At 43.6% G+C, this 19609-nt stretch carries 21 protein-coding genes and 1 pseudogene; 21 read left to right on the forward strand and 1 reads right to left on the reverse strand.

The features are described 5' to 3' along the window. From DW981_RS15030 to pgeF, 6 genes and pseudogenes are all read left to right on the forward strand, one after another. Positions 1 to 592, forward strand: a pseudogene (locus DW981_RS15030) (hypothetical protein); the annotation flags it as partial. Then, positions 514 to 1935 (forward strand): signal peptidase I, encoded by a 1422-nt coding sequence (gene lepB / locus DW981_RS15570; protein ID WP_243034659.1) that lies wholly within the window; start codon positions 514 to 516, stop codon positions 1933 to 1935. The pseudogene DW981_RS15030 and the gene lepB, both read left to right, overlap by 79 nt. Before the next feature lie 21 nt (positions 1936 to 1956). After that, positions 1957 to 2721 carry a ribonuclease HII gene (locus DW981_RS05345; RefSeq protein WP_022025119.1) on the forward strand — a complete coding sequence of 255 codons (765 nt, stop codon included), beginning with the start codon at positions 1957 to 1959 and terminating at the stop codon, positions 2719 to 2721. 8 nt (positions 2722 to 2729) lie between these two features. Beyond that, positions 2730 to 3068 carry an EscU/YscU/HrcU family type III secretion system export apparatus switch protein gene (locus tag DW981_RS05350; RefSeq protein ID WP_022025120.1) on the forward strand — a complete coding sequence of 113 codons (339 nt, stop codon included), beginning with the start codon at positions 2730 to 2732 and terminating at the stop codon, positions 3066 to 3068. Between the two features lie 137 nt (positions 3069 to 3205). After that, positions 3206 to 3565 carry a YraN family protein gene (locus DW981_RS05355; RefSeq protein ID WP_022025121.1) on the forward strand — a complete coding sequence of 120 codons (360 nt, stop codon included), beginning with the start codon at positions 3206 to 3208 and terminating at the stop codon, positions 3563 to 3565. A gap of 14 nt (positions 3566 to 3579) precedes the next feature. Then, complete coding sequence (gene pgeF, locus DW981_RS05360; RefSeq protein ID WP_118507024.1) at positions 3580 to 4518, forward strand: peptidoglycan editing factor PgeF; 939 nt, start codon at positions 3580 to 3582, stop codon at positions 4516 to 4518. Here the strand turns inward: pgeF and DW981_RS05365 are convergent. Then, complete coding sequence (locus DW981_RS05365; RefSeq protein WP_347474512.1) at positions 4496 to 5683, reverse strand: ribose-phosphate pyrophosphokinase; 1188 nt, start codon at positions 5681 to 5683, stop codon at positions 4496 to 4498. The two genes, pgeF and DW981_RS05365, sit on opposite strands and share 23 nt — an antisense overlap. Before the next feature lie 274 nt (positions 5684 to 5957). Here DW981_RS05365 and DW981_RS05370 point away from each other — a divergent pair, with 274 nt between their 5' ends. From DW981_RS05370 to obgE, 15 genes are all read left to right on the forward strand, one after another. Beyond that, complete coding sequence (locus DW981_RS05370; RefSeq protein ID WP_147352609.1) at positions 5958 to 7028, forward strand: FKBP-type peptidyl-prolyl cis-trans isomerase; 1071 nt, start codon at positions 5958 to 5960, stop codon at positions 7026 to 7028. Between the two features lie 76 nt (positions 7029 to 7104). Next, on the forward strand, positions 7105 to 8424 hold the full coding sequence (der, locus tag DW981_RS05375) for a ribosome biogenesis GTPase Der (RefSeq protein ID WP_022025125.1): 1320 nt from the start codon (positions 7105 to 7107) through the stop codon (positions 8422 to 8424). A gap of 22 nt (positions 8425 to 8446) precedes the next feature. Beyond that, positions 8447 to 9091 carry a glycerol-3-phosphate 1-O-acyltransferase PlsY gene (gene plsY, locus DW981_RS05380; RefSeq protein WP_243034660.1) on the forward strand — a complete coding sequence of 215 codons (645 nt, stop codon included), beginning with the start codon at positions 8447 to 8449 and terminating at the stop codon, positions 9089 to 9091. Then, a complete protein-coding gene (locus DW981_RS05385) occupies positions 9084 to 10097 on the forward strand; it encodes an NAD(P)H-dependent glycerol-3-phosphate dehydrogenase (protein ID WP_022025128.1) in 1014 nt (337 codons plus the stop codon). Before plsY ends, DW981_RS05385 begins: the two co-directional genes overlap by 8 nt. Then, on the forward strand, positions 10063 to 10539 hold the full coding sequence (locus DW981_RS05390) for a hypothetical protein (protein ID WP_147352610.1): 477 nt from the start codon (positions 10063 to 10065) through the stop codon (positions 10537 to 10539). Before DW981_RS05385 ends, DW981_RS05390 begins: the two co-directional genes overlap by 35 nt. A 68-nt stretch (positions 10540 to 10607) precedes the next feature. Continuing rightward, on the forward strand, positions 10608 to 12473 hold the full coding sequence (locus DW981_RS05395) for a TIGR03960 family B12-binding radical SAM protein (protein ID WP_022025130.1): 1866 nt from the start codon (positions 10608 to 10610) through the stop codon (positions 12471 to 12473). Between the two features lie 17 nt (positions 12474 to 12490). Beyond that, positions 12491 to 13294 (forward strand): TIGR03936 family radical SAM-associated protein, encoded by an 804-nt coding sequence (locus DW981_RS05400; RefSeq protein ID WP_118507027.1) that lies wholly within the window; start codon positions 12491 to 12493, stop codon positions 13292 to 13294. 12 nt (positions 13295 to 13306) lie between these two features. Then, positions 13307 to 14521, forward strand: coding sequence for a ribonuclease E/G (locus tag DW981_RS05405; protein ID WP_118507028.1), 1215 nt, complete (start codon positions 13307 to 13309; stop codon positions 14519 to 14521). A 1-nt stretch (position 14522) separates the two neighbouring features. Further along, complete coding sequence (locus DW981_RS05410; protein ID WP_243034661.1) at positions 14523 to 15614, forward strand: iron-containing alcohol dehydrogenase family protein; 1092 nt, start codon at positions 14523 to 14525, stop codon at positions 15612 to 15614. Positions 15615 to 15633: 19 nt separating this feature from the next. Further along, positions 15634 to 16680, forward strand: a complete 1047-nt coding sequence (locus DW981_RS05415) for a nucleoid-associated protein (protein ID WP_022025133.1) — start codon at positions 15634 to 15636, stop codon at positions 16678 to 16680. Positions 16681 to 16698: 18 nt separating this feature from the next. Further along, a complete protein-coding gene (locus DW981_RS05420) occupies positions 16699 to 16968 on the forward strand; it encodes a hypothetical protein (protein ID WP_022025134.1) in 270 nt (89 codons plus the stop codon). Positions 16969 to 17161: 193 nt separating this feature from the next. After that, entirely contained in the window at positions 17162 to 17467 is a 306-nt protein-coding gene (gene rplU / locus DW981_RS05425; protein ID WP_022025135.1) for a 50S ribosomal protein L21, read from the forward strand. Positions 17468 to 17478: 11 nt separating this feature from the next. Then, positions 17479 to 17814: a ribosomal-processing cysteine protease Prp gene (locus DW981_RS05430; protein ID WP_118507029.1), complete on the forward strand. Its 336-nt coding sequence runs from the start codon at positions 17479 to 17481 to the stop codon at positions 17812 to 17814. Positions 17815 to 17818: 4 nt separating this feature from the next. Continuing rightward, the gene (rpmA, locus tag DW981_RS05435; RefSeq protein WP_022025137.1) at positions 17819 to 18106 is read left to right on the forward strand and encodes a 50S ribosomal protein L27; all 288 of its coding nucleotides are present in this window, start codon (positions 17819 to 17821) and stop codon (positions 18104 to 18106) included. A 175-nt stretch (positions 18107 to 18281) separates the two neighbouring features. Beyond that, positions 18282 to 19571: a GTPase ObgE gene (obgE, locus tag DW981_RS05440; protein WP_118507030.1), complete on the forward strand. Its 1290-nt coding sequence runs from the start codon at positions 18282 to 18284 to the stop codon at positions 19569 to 19571. Positions 19572 to 19609 lie beyond the last annotated feature (38 nt).

A 19609-nucleotide genomic window follows, 5' to 3' on the forward strand; every position in this document is an offset into this window, starting at 1 on the left:
GGCAGAACAGGAAAGAAAGGCAGCAGAAGAAGCAGCCAGACTTAAGGCAGAACAGGAAAGAAAGGCAGCAGAAGAAGCAGCCAGACTTAAGGCAGAACAGGAAAGAAAAGCAGCAAAAGAGGCTGCTTTAGAGCAGCACCGACATGAGTTGGAGCTGCAGAATAAATTACAGCAGCAGCGGGCAGAGACAGAAGCGTTAGCAAGAAAACAACAACAGTTGGAAGAAGCGGAAGCACAACGTATTGCACAGGCACAACGAGAGGCAGTTGCCAGAACTCGTGCTAAACTACAGCAGCAGCGACAACAGGAGCTTGCAAAACAACAAGAAACATTACGTCAACAGGAGCTTGCAAAGCAGGAATCAATCCGAAGACAGGAATTGGAAAGACAGAGAGAGGTTCAGGCAAGGCAGGAGGCAATGCGGCTCGGGAGCAGGAGAAGCAAGCAAGACAGCTTGCGGCGAAACAGGAGCAGCTTCAGCGTGAGGAAGAGGCGAGAGCGCATGCTGCAGCAATGGAACAGGCACGTCAGCAGATGGAAGTGCAGAGTCGGAAACAGGCAGATCAGGCAGAACAGCTACGATTGCGCATAGAAGCACAAAAACAGCAGACGGAGCAGGAACAACTGCGTATAGAACAGGAACAGCAGCAGAGAATACAAAAACAGCGTGAGGCAGAAAGTGCTGCACGTGAAACCTTTATACAGAGCAATAGCTCTTTGGCAGCAGAGCGTCAGCGTGCAGCGATGGAGGCAGAAGCTGAAGCAAGAATACTACAGGAGCGTGCAGAGGAGCTGAAACGTCAGGCAGAAGTTGCAGCCTTGGAAGCGCGTATTCATCAGCTTGAGCAGGAATCTGCGAGAGCCAGAGGAGAGTATGCTGCAAGTTATGGTACACAGAGTGCGACACAACAGCCGGTATATACTGATCCGCTTGCACAGAACAGGACACAGCAGCCGGTGTATATTGATCCACATACACAGAACAGGACACAGCAACCGGTATATACTGACCCTCGTACACAAAATACAGCGCAGCAGATGTATACAGGAACCAGTGCATCTGGCTATCCGGGACAGACGCAGACTGCGGCAGGTGGTGTCAGTAAGCAGAAATTATCTGAGAAACAGATCAATGAAATCTTTGCTCAAGGATTAGAGAAAGAGCGTAAAGAATCACGTGCAAAAAGAAATGCATTGATTCAGCGGCAGGCAGATAAAGAAAATGCCAGAATTCGTCAGGAACGTGCAGAGAATGGTGTGAAACCACCGGTAGAGCGTGTACTTGATATGGTAAAGGTTGGTAAGGACAAAGCGGTCGATATTCTATCGGATGTGTTCCATACGGTGAAAGAAAAGTCCGAAGATCCAGAGTTACAGGAACAAAAGACGAAAGCTTCACGTTTATTTGGAAATCTTTTAGTCATTGCCATCTGTGTATTTATTGCATATTGTGTTGCATCAGTTGTGACCTCTTTCGTTGTAAATCCAACGAAAGTAGAAGGCGAATCAATGGAATCTACGTTGACCAATGGGGATACAGTATTGATCCAGAAAATGAGTTATTATTTTGGAGATCCCAAACGGTATGATGTCGTCGTATTTCCGGTGCCTTACTACAATTCGGATACCAAATACATTAAGCGTGTTATTGGACTGCCTGGAGAGACAGTGCAGATCATAGAGGGAAAAGTATATATTAATGGCAAAGAATTAAAAGATGACACTTATGGAAAAGATAAAGTGATCGATGATCCGGGAGATGCGGTGGAGCCGATCACATTAGCGGATGATGAGTATTTTGTATTGGGAGATAACCGTAATATGAGTACGGACAGTCGAAGCAGTTATGTAGGGCTGATAAGGCGTAAAAGCATTATCGGAAAGGCTTGTGCACGTATTTTTCCACTCTCAAAAATGGGAGGCATTGCCGGGTAAGACAACAGTAAGGAGGAGCTTATGAGTGATATAAAGTCGATCGCACAGATCAAGCAGGAGTTTGAACAGTCAGGTGACGACAAAGAGGCTCTTTATGTGCAATATGCCGGAGATTCCCGGAAAGGGGTTCAAAATCTTATTACAAAATATCAAAAAGAAGCGCAAAAACTTGTGAAAGAGCGGGAACGCTTAGAGACAATGCGTTTTTTTGAACATAAATACAGTGAATATCATGCGATTTGCGGGATCGATGAGGCGGGCAGAGGTCCGCTTGCCGGTCCGGTAGTAGCTGGAGCAGTGATCCTGCCGGAAGATGTGGAAATTTTATATCTGAATGATTCTAAAAAATTATCGGCTGCGCGCAGGGAAGAATTGTATGAGGAGATCAAGGAAAAGGCGATTTGTTATGGCGTAGGGATTGCATCGCCAGAGCGGATCGATCAGATCAACATATTACAGGCAACATATGAGGCGATGCGGGATGCCATAGCAGCTTTGATGCCGGCACCTGATCTGTTGTTAGTAGATGCCGTGCACATTCCGGAGGTTGAGACGAAACAGGTGGGCATCATCAAAGGAGATGCCAAAAGTGTTTCTATTGCGGCGGCAAGTATCATCGCAAAAGTAACAAGAGATCATATGATGATGGAAATGGATGCATTATATCCAGAGTATGGATTTGCAGGTCATAAGGGATATGGGGCAGCAAAACATATTGAAGCGATCAAAAAGTATGGACCCTGCCCGATCCATCGCAGAACATTTATTAAGAATTTTATGGAGTGAGATGGCTTATGGAACAAAAGCATCAGGGGAAAATTTACGGGCGTGATGTCATGAAACAGGTGCGAAAACGTTCGGCTGTTGCATTGGAATACGAACCGGAAAAAGATCGTGCGCCAAAAGTGGTTGCCAGTGGACGCGGGCACGTGGCAGAGCGTATTTTAGATACTGCCAGAGAGCATGATATCCCGGTACATCAGGATGCAGGGCTGACGAAGAGTCTGGAGAATGTTGAGATCGGTGAGTTTATACCGCCTGAGCTATATCAAGTGGTAGCGGAAGTGTTGGTATTTGTAGATTCTATGGATAAGATCAAGGGTAAATGGGATGTTGATCGCTTGAAGAAGTAAGGTCACCAGTAAAAGAGATGTTTGTCATTTGAAGAAGCAGGTGCATCAGTCAAAGGGATGTATATCATTTGAGGCAGAAAGTGCACCAGTAAAAGAGATGTTTGTCATTTGAAGAAGTAAGGTCATGGGTGGATTTAATGGGAAAGAATAATCGTCAGATAGGATCAAAATATGAGCAGCTTGCAGCGGATTATTTGAAAAAGCAGGGATATTGCATTGTAGAACGTAATTATTATACCCCCTATGGAGAAATTGATATTATAGCACAGCAGGATGAAGTGCTGGTTTTCGTGGAGATTAAATATCGCAGCAACCGTCGTTATGGTGCAGCTACGGATGCGGTAGATCATCGCAAACAATGGAGAATCAGTAAATCTGCAATGTATTATTATGCCTATCATGGCTATGAGGAACAAAGACCTTGTCGTTTTGATGTGATCACAGTGCAGGGGAGTGCGGTAACGCATATACAAGATGCATTTGATTATTGCGGCTAAAAAGGAGGAAAATAATGCGAAAAAAATGGAGCAGAGAAGCTTTTGAGAAAAAGTTTGGTAGTGTAGAATGGAGTCAAAATAAAAATACACCGGAGGCTAAGGAATACGAACGTATGTCATCGCAGTACTCGACATATATGGAAATACAAAATGGCATCCCAGTGCTGCGATTTTCTTGTTTTGATCCTTGGAAAGACTGGATGGGGGCAGCGTTTTCGACACGGTTAGGTGGCGTTAGCGAAGGGTATTTATCCAGTATGAATTTTGGCTGGAAACAGGGAGATGACCTGGAAAATGTAAAAGAAAATTACCGTTTGTTTGCCGGGGCGATCGGTGTCAGCGCAGATGACTATGTATTTTCGGATCAGGTGCATGATACAAAGGTAGTAAGTGTTACGAAAGAGCATACGGCAGGACCGGAATTACACAGGAAACTTCAGGGAATAGATGGTCTTATTACGGCAGAAGAAAATGTTGTTCTTGCAACATCTTATGCAGACTGTGTTCCATTATTCATTGTGGATCCGAAGCACCGCATTGTAGCCGCGTCTCATTCCGGCTGGCGGGGAACAGTTGGTCAGATTGGCCGCAAAACAATAGAAATGATGGTTCAGAAATATGGTTCAGATCCGAAGGATATGGCTTGTGTCATTGGACCATCGATCTGTCAACAATGTTATGAAGTAAGTGAAGATGTAGTGAGTGCACTAAGCTGCGTATATGCAGAAGATCAGATGCGCCAGATTGCTGAACCGGGTAGAGAACCGGGCAAATATCAGTTAGATCTCTGGGCAGCCTGTTATGAAACATTAAAAGAAGCAGGTGTTCCTCCGAAGTCGATCCAGGTATCCGGAGTGTGCACCTGCTGTCATAAAGATCTGTTATTTTCACACCGTGCAACTGCCGGCAAACGTGGCAATTTGAACGGATTTATTTGGAAGAAATGTTCTTAGAACGTTCTTCTAACAATTCCTGAATACGCTTTGTTGCATTCATAATGTCATTGACAGATGTGTCGTGATTAAGAGTATCAATGATCAGTGCAATGTAACGGCTCAGATCTACGTTATGATAATAAGGACGTTCCTTTAGAGCGGAAGGGCAGTAGCAAAGGTTTGTTGTGTAAATATGATCAAATACCTTTTCTTTGTATGCCTGATCAAGTTCCTCCAGTCCGTCATTGAATAAACCAAACGTTGCACAGATAATAACGCGTGCAGCGTTTCTTTTTTTGAGCTCTTTGGCAACTTCCAGTACTGTTTTGCCGGAAGCGATCATATCGTCCACAATGATCACATCTTTGCCGGAAACATCATTACCAAGGAATTCCATGGAGATCACAGGATGCTCTCCATTCACCAGTGTAGAATAGTTGCGGCGCTTGAAAAACATACCCATATCGACACCAAGCTGGTTGGAATAAAATACCGCACGGCGCATACCGCCCTCATCCGGGCTGATCGTCATTAAATGTTCATTATCCACAATAAGATCCGGCATATCATTTAGGATTGTCGAGATAAATTGATATGATGTGAAGAAATTATCAAATCCGTTGTTAGGGATGGCATTCTGGACGCGATTGTCATGCGCGTCAAAAGTAATGATCGTTTCAACGCCCATGCGGATCAGTTCCTGCATTGCCTGTGCACAGTCTAAGGATTCATTGATCAGACGCACGTGCTGTCTGCCTTCATACAAATATGGCATGATCACAGTGATTCGTCTTGGATGTCCGCTGCAGGCCATGATGACACGCTTTAGATCCATAAAATGATCATCGGGTGACATATGCGTCTTATTGCCATGCATATCATACGTCTCATGATAGTTGACAGTATCCGATATAATGAACAGATCGCTTCCTCGGATCGATTCGTTGACGACAGCACGTCCTTCTCCGGTCCCGAAGCGAAGACATTCAAAGTCAACCAAATAGTTGTCGATGGAATAATCTGATGTCATAAAATCCGGTTTGTTTGAAGCTGCAAGAGCTTCTTTACGTCTTGCAATGATGATCTCATTTACTCGTTTACCGATTTCACTACAGCCACCCATTGCCACGATCTTAAGTGGAGCGAGAGGCATTGCATCCTGTAATTTTCTGTTTGCCATGATCTTATTTCTCCATTCTGTAAATAACCGATTTTATTCTAATGTTCTGCTCACGATCCTGTCTGGAGAGAACAAAGAATTGTCCTATAAAAATATACCGTGTTTTAGTTTTTCAGTCAATAGACTTTCTTTTTTGGTCGTTTTATGGTATAACGTAGAGTGTTGTATATTGTGACAAAGTGTTTTTTGGATCGAATTTTGTTCTAAAATAACAGGAAAATATACGGTTTGAGAGATAAATCGTGGATTGGTAAAGGCCAAAATAAGGAGGAATATTGTGAGAAATTTAAAGAAGTATTTTGCAACTGCACTGTGCGTTGCATTGTGTGTAACAACATTAGCAGGATGTGGCAAGAAAAAGACGACAGAGCAGAAGGTGGAGAATATTGATTATCAGAAAGCGGTTACCTTGACAGAATACAAAAAAGTTACGCTCAAAAAAACAGATATTGAGTCAAAGCTCAAGACGCAGATCGATCAGTTGTTGGATCAGAATAAAACGTATGAGGCTGTGAAGAAAGGAACGGTAGCAAATGGAGATACGGTCAATATTTTCTATGTAGGAAAAGTAGACGGTAAAGCATTTGACGGCGGATCTTTGACAAAAGATACCAACCCATCCGGTTACGATCTTACGATCGGTTCTAATACGTTTATTGACGGTTTCGAAAAGGCATTGATCGGTAAGAAGATTGGTTCAACCTGTGACATTAAGCTTACTTTCCCGGAGAAGTATTCGGTCAATTCGGATCTTGCAGGAAAGCCGGTAGTATTTACGGTAACGATCAATTCTAAGCGTGGTAAGGCAAATGTGCCAAAGTTTGATGATACATTTGTAAAGAACAATGTGTCCGGTTATAATACAGCCAAGGAGTATCAGGCAAAACTTCGCGAGGATGTTGTAAAAGATATGGCATGGGACAAAGTTGTATCGGATTCCAAGATTTCCAATTATCCAAAGCAGTTGATCGAGGATAACAAGACTCGTCTGGAAACCGCTTTAAATACGTATCTGAAACAGCAGAATACGACATTAGATGATTATATTTCAGCACAGAATATGACAAAAGACAGCTATGAATCACAAAAAGAGCAAACTGCTAAGGATGCAGCCGGTGAAGAAGTTGTTTACAATGCAATTGCTGAAAAAGAGAACCTGGAAATTACGAACAAAGAGTATAAAAGCGAGTTGGACAAGCTTTTAACGAATACCGGAAGTAAGAATGAGAAAGAATTGAATAAGACATTTAAGTCTTATTATGGATTTGATGCGAAAACAATTGTAAAGAAAGATCTTTTACGTGAGAAAGTACTCTCTTATCTCGTAAAGAATGTTGTTGAGCAATAGTGCAGTGATTGTGTCGGAGCACACTTGACACAGGGGTTGTAATGCATGGAAAATGTGTGCAGAAATGAGGAAAGATATGAGTAAACCAATTGTGGCTATCGTTGGAAGACCAAATGTTGGTAAGTCAACGCTGTTTAATATGATCGCCGGAGAGCGGATCGCAATTGTCAAAGATACGCCAGGTGTAACAAGAGATCGTATTTATGCGGAAGTTAGCTGGCTGAATCATAATTTTACATTGATGGATACCGGTGGTATTGAGCCGGAGACAAGCAATCAGATGCTGCGCAGCATGCGAGAACAGGCGGAAATGGCGATTGAAATGGCTGATGTCGTCATGTTTGTCGTAGATGTGCAGCAGGGTGTTCTGGATGCGGATTATAAGGTGGCTGATATGCTGCGCAAGGCGCACAAAGATATCGTATTGGTCGTTAACAAGGTAGATAATTACGACAAGATGCTCCCGGATGTCTATGAGTTTTATAATCTGGGAATTGGGGATCCACATCCTATCTCCTCTCTGAATAAGATGGGACTGGGTGATATGCTGGATGAAGTAACAGCATTGTTCCCAAAAGATCTGGAAGAGGAAGAGGATGAGAGACCGCGTATCGCAATCGTTGGTAAGCCCAATGTTGGTAAATCCTCTTTGATCAATAAACTGTTAGGAGAGAACCGTGTGATCGTATCGGATGTAGCCGGTACGACTCGTGATGCGATCGATACTGACATCTGCTGGGAAGGTAAAGACTATGTGTTTATTGATACAGCGGGACTCAGACGCAAAAATAAGATCAAGGAAGAAATTGAGCGATATAGTATTTTGCGAACGGTATCGGCGGTAGAACGTGCTGATGTGGTCGTGCTGATGATCGATGCCGAGGAAGGCATTACGGAGCAGGATGCCAAGATTGCAGGTATTGCACATGACCGCGGACGCGGTATGATCATTGCGGTTAATAAATGGGATGCCATTGAGAAAGACAATCATTCGGTTAAGAAATTTACCAATGAAATCCGCAATACATTATCGTTTATGCCGTATGCGGAGATCTTATTTATCTCGGCCAAGACCGGGCAGCGTATTCCAAAGTTGTTTGATGCATTAGAGACGGTAATCCAGAATCATTCGCTGCGTATTGCTACCGGAGTGGTCAATGAGATCTTGATGGAGGCAGTTGCGATGCAGCAGCCACCTTCAGACAAAGGACGCCGTTTGAAGATTTACTATATGACGCAGGTGAGTGTGAAACCACCGACTTTTGTTGTCTTTGTAAATGATAAACGGCTAATGCATTTTTCGTATACCCGTTATTTGGAGAATAAAATACGAGAAGCGTTTGGCTTTGCAGGAACGCCACTGCGATTTCTGATTCGCGAGCGCAGTAAAAAATAAAAGTGATTAGGAGAGGTAAAAGATGATGTTGTACCGTATCATTTGTCTGGTGATTGGTTATTTTTGCGGATGTATATCCAGCGGTTATTTCGTTGGCAAACTGTATCATATGGATATTCGAACAAAGGGAAGCGGTAATGCAGGAACAACGAATGTGCTTCGAACACTCGGTAAGCTTCCGGCACTTATTACATTTGTCGGCGATTTGGCAAAAGCAATTGTTCCCATTGTGATCATCCGCTGTCTGTTTCAAGGTGAAGAAGCCTATTTATTATGCTTATACCTTGGTTTAGGCGTTGTTTTAGGACACAATTTTCCATTCTATTTAAGATTTAAAGGCGGTAAAGGAATTGCAGTTACGGCGGCCGTTGTATTATCGGCAGCCAATCCGATCATGATACCGATCGGTCTTGCGATTTTTATTATTGCAGTCGCTATAACACGGTATGTATCAGTGGGATCATTATTTGTAGCCTGGTATATCCCGGTGAATACATTGGTATTTCATTGGCTGGATGGAAAGAATCCGTTGTTTTTACATATGATGATCTTAAGTTTATTATTTACCGTGTTGGCTTATGTGCAGCACAGACAGAATATTGTCAGGCTGTTTCATGGTACGGAGAATAAGATTGGGGCAAAAAAGGAGGAGAAGGTAAATGAGTAAAGTAAGCTTTTTGGGGGCAGGCAGCTGGGGTACTGCTCTGGCGATTATGTTAGCACAAAACGGACATGACGTTACTCTTTGGTCAAAAGTGCAGGCTGAGGTGGATATGCTGCAGCAGCACAGAGAACATATTCATCGTTTGCCGGGTGTGAAACTACCGGATTCTATTGTTGTCACTTCAGACTTAAAACAGGCCTGCGAGGGCAATGATCTGATTGTCTTTTCGGTAGCATCTCCGTTCGTTCGCGCAACGGCAAAAGAGGCAGCAGCTTATATTCCGGAGGGACAGCGTATTGTTAATGTGGCAAAAGGCATTGAGGAAGATACGTTGATGACATTGTGTGATATTATCAAGCAGGAAATTCCGTGTGCAGAAGTTGCTGTTTTGTCCGGACCAAGCCATGCAGAGGAAGTTTCGATTGGAATGCCGACAACCGTTGTGGTAGGAGCGAAGACGAAAGAGTTCGCCTGCTATCTGCAAGAAGTTTTTATGAACGATCGTTTTCGAGTATATACCAGCTCTGACATGATCGGCATCGAACTTGGTGGCTCGATCAAAAATGTCATTGCCTTAGCGGCGGGCATCAGTGTGGGACTTGGCTGTGGTGATAATACCATGGCAGCGTTGATCACTAGGGGAATTACCGAAATTGCCAGACTTGGGATTGCGATGGGAGGACGTTTGGAAACGTTTGCAGGATTATCTGGTATCGGTGATCTGATCGTGACCTGTACGAGCAAACACAGCCGCAATCACAATGCAGGTGTGTTGATCGGTAAAGGCTATACGATGGACGAAGCGATGAATGAGGTTAAACAGGTTGTAGAGGGTGTTTATTCGGCGAAAGCGGCGAAGAAATTAGCCGAGAAATATCAGGTTAGCATGCCGATCGTATCGGAAATCAACGAGGTGCTGTTTGGTGATCTGTCTGCAAAAGACGCATTGGCAAATTTATTGACGAGAGATCGTTGTGAAGAGTATCCAAACGATCCATGGCAGCAATAAATCTGACACGTGCGCAGTATCCAACTGTTGTATTGCAGTGGAAATAGGAATATCTGTGCCGGTTGTCTCATATATACTATCAAAAGTGATCAGTGTTGGAGAATATGTGATGAGACAGCAGGAATATAAAAAACAGAATAAGGTTGTTTTAGAGGGGATAGAACCGGTAGAAAGCCGGGAGGAACGTCTTCATATGGCTCGACAAGCATTTGGCCGGGAAAATATGACATATGAAACGGCAAAACGCTCTGAGCATCCCGGTCGTCTGCTCCGGTTGGTGACGGCAGGGATGCTTTTTAGTATAGCAGTGTGCTATTGCTTACAAAATGGTTCTGTTTTTGGGTACGATAAGGAGTGGATTGAGCAATGTCTCATGGATAATCACTTGTGGGAACAGGTGTCAGATGCTGTTGCACAGGGGATAAGTCAATTTACAAAATAAAAGTATAGGATACAAAGAGGCGGGATTTTTACCGGTGAACGTCTTTTTGTCAAGAAATGAGGATGAACATGAGAAAACTGGCATTGAGCGATGAGGTACTTTTGTCGGTGGAAAAACCGGCCAGATATATTGGCGGCGAGATCAATATGGTAAAAAAGGATCCATCAAAAGTTGATATACGTTTTTGTATGTGTTTCCCGGATGTTTATGAGATTGGTATGTCACATCTTGGGATTCAAATATTATATGATATGTTTAATACGCGAGAGGATATATACTGCGAGCGTGTCTATTCACCATGGGTGGATCTGGATAAGATCATGCGGGAGCAAAAGATCCCGTTGTTTGCATTAGAGTCACAGGATCCTATCAAAGAATTTGATTTTTTAGGGATCACGTTGCAGTATGAAATGTGTTATACCAATATTTTGCAGGTGTTAGATCTTTCACAGATACCGCTGAAAGCAGTCGATAGAACGATGGAGGATCCTTTTGTGATCGGTGGCGGTCCATGCTCGTATAATCCGGAACCGATTGCAGACTTTTTTGATATGTTTTATATCGGAGAAGGAGAGACGGTATATTTTGATCTGATGGATGCGTATAAAGAATGGAAAAAGACCGGTGAAGACAGGGTGGCATTTCTCAAACGTGCGGCACAGATCCCGGGCATTTATGTGCCGATGTTTTATGAGGCGAGTTACAATGAGGATGGAACATTGGCAGATTTTTATCCGATTTGTGAAGAGGCACCGAAGAAAGTGATAAAGCAGGTGGAGGACAAGATGTCAGACACCTTTTATCCGGAGAAACCGCTTGTACCTTATACCAAGGCAACACAGGAACGTGTCGTATTAGAGATTCAGCGCGGCTGTATTCGCGGATGCCGATTTTGTCAGGCGGGAATGCTGTATCGACCGATCCGTCCGCGCAGCTTGGAATTTTTGAAAGATCATGCCAGAAAAATGTTAGAATCCACGGGGTATGATGAGATCTCCTTAAGTTCCCTCAGCTCCAGCGATTACAAGGAACTGCCGGAATTAGTATATTGGCTGATCGATGAATACCGGGACAAAGGGGTAAATATTTCGCTGCCGTCTTTGCGTATTGATGCGTTTGCGTTGGATGTAATGTCGAAAGTACAGGATATTCGCAAAAGTAGTCTGACGTTTGCACCGGAGGCAGGATCACAGCGTATGCGTAATGTGATCAACAAAGGTTTGACGGAAGAGGTGATCTTAAAAGGTGCTATGGATGCGTTCCGCGGTGGATGGAATCGAGTAAAACTGTATTTCATGTTAGGACTTCCGGGAGAGCAGGAAGATGACATTGCGGGGATCGCAGAGCTGTCAGATAAGATTGCCAGAGAATATTATACGTTGCCGAAGGATCAGAGAAACGGCAAAGTAAACATTGTAACGAGTACGTCGATCTTTGTACCAAAGCCTTTTACACCGTTCCAATGGGCACCGATGAATACAAAGGAGCAGGCGAAGGAAAAGCGTTTCTTTTTGTTGGACAAGATCAAAAATCAGCTTAATGCAAAGAGTATCAAGTATAACTGTCATGATGCGGATGTATCGGAGTTGGAGGGTGTGTTTGCCAGAGGAGACCGCAGACTGAATGATGTGATCCTTCAAGCATATCAGGATGGCTGTTTCTATGATGCGTGGAGCGAGTATTTCCACTATGACCGCTGGCAGAAAGCAATGGAAGATCATGGGCTCACCATGGCATTTTACAATGGAAGAACGCGTGACGAGGACGAGCTGTTTCCGTGGGATTTTATTGATATTGGAGTAACGAAGGAGTTTATGCTGCGGGAATATAAACGATCTCTGGCGGAAGAAGTGACACCAAACTGCCGCGCAAAATGTGCCGGCTGTGGTGCTGCAAAATTTGGCTGTGGTGTCTGCGTTGAGGCGAGAAATTAGAAAGGAACGGGAAATAGATGAAGACCAGAATTAAGTTTTCCAAGTGTGGATCGATGCGTTTTGTTGGACATTTGGATGTTATGCGTTATTTTCAGAAGGCTTTTCGACGTGCGCAGATCCCGGTCAGTTACAGTCAGGGATTTTCACCGCATCAGTTGATGTCTTTTTCTTCACCGCTTGGTATCGGATTAAGCAGTGACGGAGAGTATATGGATCTGACGCTGGATCAGGTGGAAGATGCTGACCGGATCGTAGAGCAGATGAATGAGCAGATGAATGAGGAAATCCGGGTTCGGAATCTTACCATCTTAAAGGATGATGCAAGACCGTCGATGGCAATGTTAGCGGCCTGTGATTATATGATCGCGGCCAAACCGGACAAGACTTCCTTTTTGGAGAGAGTAGATCTGGAGGAGCTGGTGCACCGCTTTATGGAGCAGTCTTCGATCACGATCCTCAAAAAGACCAAGCGTTCGGAGAAAGAAGTAGATATTCGGGATAATATCTATCACTTATCAACTGGTTTGGAGCAATTGCAGGGGCATACCGGTTTGAAGTACGAAGAGAGCTGCCTGGAGGGGTCTGCGTACCGCCCGCTGCTCTATATGCAGCTTACAGCAGGCAGTGTGGTAAATATAAAACCGGAGCTGGTCTTAGAGGCGATGGCGGCATTTGCCGGAGATACCTTTTCGTTTTTGGATGTTCAGATCCATCGACTGGAAATGTATGGTGATGCAGATGGCAAAAAAGGCGAGGTGCATACGTTTTCTTCAGAAACACCATGTCGTTTGCTGCCTTTGTCCGAATATGATAAAGCATAAAAGGTGAAAGGCGTGGTTAATAGCGTGAAAGAAGAGTTGTTAGTGACACGCAGAGAGGACAAGATCCTTTTTGCGAGAGTGCAGGATGGAAAGATTGTTCAATTACAGGCAGAAGATTCGGATGGCGGTATTTTGGGCAATATCTATGTTGCCAAAGTGCGCAATATAGTAAAAAATATTAATGCGGCTTTTGTCGAGTTTGCCAAAGGACAGATGGGTTATCTTCCTCTGACAGGACAGATTGCACCGATTCATACCGATGGAACACCGAGAAACGATGACCGTATATTGATCGGTGATGAATTGATCGTTCAGGTGACAAAGGAGGCAGTGAAAACAAAGCCACCGACGGTATCCTGTGCGATAGAGCTGCCTGGCAGATATGCGGTTCTTACCCGCAAAAATGGTATTGTAACGAGTGTGTCAAAAAAGATCCAAGATGAGGACAAGCGGGAAAATTTACGCTGCATTTTGCAGGAATATGCCGGTGAATCTTATGGGTTTGTGGCGAGAACCAACAGTGCCTCCTGTGAGGAAATGACGTTTCGGGGCGAGATCGAAGGACTGGTAAAACAGTATGAACAGATTACAAAACAGGGAATACATCGAACGGTATATAGTGTGTTGTACCGTGCAGCAGATGGCTATCTGTCCCAAATTAGGGATAGCTTGGGCGGTCAGTCAACCGGCATTTTGACCGACGATGAAGAATTATATGCTCAGATCCAAACATATTTGGAAGCCGGTGGGTTGCAGGACAGTATGCCGCTAACACTATGGGATCCGGATCATGGGAAAATGGATGCGGTATATGATATCAGCCGGACGATCGAGAAAGTGTTACGTCCTAAAGTTTGGCTTCGGGGCGGTGGTTATCTGATCATTCAGCCAACCGAGGCATTGATCGCTATTGATGTGAATACCGGCAAGGCAATTTCTAAAAAGAAAGATGTGGAAAAGACGTTTTTGAAGGTCAATATGGAAGCGGTAGAGGAGATCGCCAGACAGTTGCGTTTGCGAAATCTTTCCGGCATGATATTGATTGATTTTATTGATATGAAAGATCCTGAACACAAAGAAAAGGTGCTTCAGGCTTTGGAAAGGGCGACGGCGAAAGATCCCGTTCAGACAACGGTTGTCGATATGACAGCGTTAGGTCTGGTAGAGGTAACTCGCAAAAAAGTTCGCAAATCTTTCTACGAACAGTTAAAGAAAGGACAGGATTGATATGACAGCAATGAACTTTTATATGCCGACGAAGGTGTATCAGGAATGGAATGCAGTAGCGAATCATGCAGAGGAGATCGCTTCTTTTGGTAAAAAGGCGTTGATCGTAACCGGACGCCATTCTTCCAAACAAAATGGATCACTTGCAGATGTTATGGCCGCTTTGGAAACATGCGGTACAGAATATATTGTTTATGATCGGATTGAAGAAAATCCATCCATCGCAACGGTTATGGATGCAGCCGGGATCGGCAGGGAACAGGGCGCAGATTTTGTGATCGGTGTAGGGGGAGGCTCCCCGTTAGATGCGGCAAAAGCCATTGCAATGATGATCCATAACCGCGATACTTCCAGTGAAGTTTTGTATCAGAAAATCACATTGCGTGCATTGCCGGTTGTAGCAGTTCCAACAACGTGTGGAACAGGGTCAGAGGTGACACCGTATGCAATTTTGACAAGAGATGATATTCAGACAAAACAAAGCATTCCACATAAGATTTTTCCGAAACTTGCTTTGGTCGATCCGAAATACTTAAAGACTGCATCTGTGCAGGTTCTTGCCAATACTTGTATCGATGCGTTGGGACATTTGATTGAAAGCTATTTTAATTCGCATGCCGGTGAATACAGCCGTATGCTTTGCATGACAGGATTTGAAGTGTGGGGTGGCTGTAAAAATGTGTTGCTCGGCATGGATCCGGAAGAGGAAGATTATGAAAATATGATGTTAGCTTCCAGTCTTGCAGGAATGGCAATCGCACATACCGGTACGTCACTTCCGCATGGCATGAGCTATTATCTGACGTACCATAAGGGGATACCGCATGGAAAGGCAGTGGGATATTTTCTGCCCGGTTATTTGCGTCTGTTTGCGGAACAGATGGATGTTGAGGTGATGATGATCCTCAGAAGTTTGGGCATTGGCAGTTTGGAGCAGTTTGAGGGATTGATCCGTGAATGTCTTGGGACCCCGGAGATCACGGATGCAGAAAAAGAAGCTATTTTGAAGGAGATCACATCATCAGAACGTAAACTGGCAGCAGTACCGATCCCGGTGACAAGAGAACAGATCGCGGAAATGATCACAAACTAGCAAAGGATAGGAGGCAGAGATGGATATATCCTTTCAGGAAACAGGAGTAGTCAAACAAAAAGAGGACATTATTATTCGGCGAGGTATTGTACATATTTTGGACGCGACGCTCGGGTATCCGGTCTATTCGGAGCAGGAACTGGATCTAACGCCGGATATTAACGATTTCTTTCGGAGTCATATCTTTAAATTGATGTCAGGAGATGACATGAAAAAATGTTATTTTCCGGAGGAAGAAGATTCTCCGGTGTATGACATTGTTAAAGAATTTAGTGAAGATGATCTCGTTGCGGACAGTAAACGTCTGACAGACGAATTGTACCGGATCATGAATGCAAATGTTGCAATTCCCTCAGCGGATCTGGCAATTGTAACCTTTCAGGTTGCCGGACAGAAATATCTTGCGCTGCTTAAAATGAATTACAAAGAAAGTTTTGTGCATATGACGAATGCAGAGGAAGCCGGTAATGTAAATAGTATTATCCGTTATCAGGCAACTTTGCCGGGATCCGGATCCAAACTGTCCGAGGCTGTCATTATCAATTTGCAGGATTTCTCTGTCCGCATTGTGGAAAAGAAATACGAAGTGAATGGGGAAAAAGTAAATTATTTATCCGAACTGTATCTGCAGTGTAAGGCAGCGATGTCCGATAAGACAAAATTAGCAGTCGTTACCAGAGCAGTTGAGCAGGTCAACAAAAAGCATTTTTCGGAGGAACCTGTAAAGCAGATGGAAACGAAAAGCATTTTGAAACAGGAGATCGAGGAAAATGGTGCGATCCAGGTTGAGCGTATCAGCGAGAAAATGTATGGCAGTACACCGGAGATCAAAGAAGAGTTTGATGCCAAAATGGAAAAATACCATATGGAGAAGGCCGAGGTAAAGCCACAGAGCGAACAGACGACGAAAAAATTTGAAAAACAGTATTTAAAAACAGACACCGGTATTGAGATCAACATCCCAATGGAACAATATCAAGATATTGATCAGGTGGAGTTTATCACAAACGCCGATGGAACAATATCAGTGCTGATCAAGAACATTAATAAGATTATGACAAAATAATGAAAAAGGAGGACAAACATGTTTCGGATCTGGGGAAAGATTTGGAAAGACAATCATTTGCTGCAAGATATTACGATCTGCGATGCTGCTACGGATAAAAATCGTACCCGCAAAGTATTTGATGCGATCGAAGAGATGTGTTATACCTTTGATCTGAGCAAGCCTATCTGGTTGGAGAGCAATATACAAGATTTTCAGCGGAGAGACAAGACAAGATTTACAAAGGACTCCTTTATTGATGAGATAGATTTTGATTATTTGGAGATCCAAATGTTGGAAGAGGATTAGTGTATAAGCAGGCTATAATAACAGCCTGTTACATATGGCAAATATTTGTGCAAAATGTATTGACATTTTTAAGACATGATGATAAGCTAATCAAGTGTGCCGCTTAACGAGGTACCTTGAAGTGCTGTTTTTGTAAGAATTTGCAGGGACGGACACCGTAGTTAGCGAGTAATAATGAAGGAGGAACAGGTCTATGTACGCAATTATTGCAACAGGTGGAAAGCAGTATAAAGTTTCCGAAGGTGACGTGATCAACGTTGAGAAGCTTGCTGTAGAAGCTGGTGAGACAGTTACATTTGATAACATTGTTGCTGTAAGTGATGGCTCCCTTAAGGCTGGCGCAGACGTAGCAAACGCTACTGTTACTGCATCTGTCGTAAAAGAGGGTAAGGCTAAGAAAGTAATCGTTTACAGATACAAGAGAAAATCCGGTTATCATAAGAAAAACGGTCACAGACAGGCTTACACACAGGTTAAGATCGAGAAGATCAACGCTTAATAGGTGACAGAATGATAAATATAACCATTTATCAACGGCAAAAGGATGTGTATGACGGCTTCCGAATGGAAGGTCATGCAAGGTATGCCAAATATGGAAAAGATATTGTATGCGCCGGTGTTTCGGCATTGGTGATCAACACGATCAATTCTATAGAGGAATTTACAGGTGACACCGTCACGACAACGATGCAGCCGGATCTTGTGGAGATGAGAATAACGTCCGAACAGATCAGCCCTGAAGCCGAATTGTTACTTCGTTCGCTTGTATTAGGACTACAGGGAATACAAGCAGAATATGGCAAACGATATCTGAAAATTAAGTATAAGAGAAAGCAGGAGGTGTAGAAACATGTTAAAGATGAACCTTCAGTTATTTGCTCATAAAAAAGGAATGGGTTCTACTAAGAACGGTAGAGATTCCGAGTCTAAGAGATTAGGAGCAAAGAGAGCAGACGGACAGTTTGTACTCGCTGGTAACATCATTTACAAACAGCGTGGAACAAAGATTCACCCAGGCGTTAATGTAGGACGTGGTGGTGACGATACATTGTTTGCATTGGTAGACGGTGTTGTTCGTTTTGAGAGAAAAGGTAGAGACAAGAAGCAGGCTTCCGTATATCCAGTAGAAGCAAAATAGTCTTTGAGCCGGTAGAGCCGGTTACCGATACAAGAGGCTGTCATTGTACAGCCTCTTTTTCGTAGAGATAGAAGTGGTGTTATGCAGCGTCAAACTGTAAAGCGCTTGTATCATATTTCATAAAATATATATTGATAGAGATTTGTTATTTTATTGCTAGAAGGAAGGTGAGCCCATGTTTGCAGATAGTGCAAAAATATATATCCGTTCCGGAAAGGGCGGAGATGGACATGTTAGTTTCCGAAGAGAATTGTATGTGGCTGCAGGAGGTCCTGACGGCGGCGATGGTGGCCGCGGTGGAGATCTGATCTTTGAAGTCGATCCGGGAATGAATACATTAAATGATTTTCGACATATCCGAAAGTATGTTGCGGGGGATGGACAGCCCGGTGGAAGAAGACGATGCCATGGAGCAGACGGTGCAGATTTGGTCGTAAAGGTACCGGAAGGCACAGTTGTAAAAGAAGCTGAGACGGGAAAAGTGATCGTTGATATGTCTCATGACTGTAAACGTGAGGTTATCCTTAAAGGTGGCCGCGGCGGTAAGGGAAATATGAATTATGCGACGCCGACTATGCAGGTGCCAAAGTATGCACAACCTGGTAAGCCGGGGCGAGAGCTAAATGTTATATTAGAGTTAAAAACGATCGCAGATGTTGGATTGGTGGGATTTCCGAATGTTGGTAAATCAACGTTTCTGTCACGCGTCAGCAATGCAAAGCCAAAGATTGCCAATTATCATTTTACAACCTTACAGCCAATGCTTGGTGTCGTTGATCTGGAAGGTACCGATGGTTTTGTGATCGCAGATATTCCGGGTCTCATTGAGGGTGCCGCAGACGGTATCGGTTTAGGCCATGAATTTCTGCGTCATATTGAACGGACGAAGGTGTTTATCCATATGGTAGATGCTGCATCCACTGAGGGAAGAGATCCGCTCAATGATATTAATATTATTAATCAGGAATTAAAGAAATACAGCGAGGAGCTTGCGGCACGTCCACAAGTGATCGCAGCGAATAAAACAGACGTATTTTATGGGACTGAAGAAGATACCGTGATCAGCCTGCTTCGTGAAGAATTTGAGCCAAAGGGAATACCGGTATTCCCGATTTCTGCAGTTAGCGGTAAGGGTGTCAAAGAACTGTTGTATCATGTGAAAAAGATGTTAGATGATATTCATGAAGAACCGACGGTCTTTGAGCGCGAGTTTGTTCTAGATGAGATGGATTTTGCGGATGAACCATATACCGTAGAATATGACGAAAAAGATAATATGTATGTTGTAGAAGGCCCGCGTATTGAGCGAATGTTAGGCTATACGAATCTGGACTCTGAAAAGGGATTCCAGTTTTTCCAGAAGTTCCTTAAGACCAGTGGTATTTTGGAGGAACTGGAACGTCTTGGCATTGAAGAGGGAGATACCGTACGTATGTATGATCTGCAGTTTGATTATTACAAGTAATCATTGATCCCAATAACTTTAAAACCAAAGGAGATAGA

It is taken from the genome of Clostridium sp. AM49-4BH (genome assembly GCF_003478335.1).
GTDB lineage: Bacteria > Bacillota > Clostridia > Lachnospirales > Lachnospiraceae > Butyribacter.